Here is a 229-nt window from a genome sequence, read left to right on the forward strand (position 1 = left end):
GTCACGCCGCCGTTCAGATTCGATTCGATCCAGCCGAGCTGATTCTGACGCGGCGTCCAGTCGCCGAATACCGGATGCACATGCGAGTCGATCAGGCCAGGTGCTACCGTCGTGCCCTTGCAATCGACGGTAGTACGCGCGCCTTCCAGGTCGCAGTCCGCTTCCTTGCCGATCGCGACGATCAGGCCGTCATCGATCACGAGCGTATCGGCGTCGAGAATCGGCTGAT

General features: G+C 61.6%; 1 pseudogene. It reads right to left on the bottom strand.

What is annotated here, in order from left to right:
* Window positions 1–229: pseudogene (locus SB753_RS42240) on the bottom strand (Enamidase); the annotation flags it as partial.

Source organism: Paraburkholderia sp. SIMBA_053 (assembly GCF_046534895.1).
In the GTDB taxonomy this organism is placed as follows: domain Bacteria; phylum Pseudomonadota; class Gammaproteobacteria; order Burkholderiales; family Burkholderiaceae; genus Paraburkholderia; species Paraburkholderia caledonica.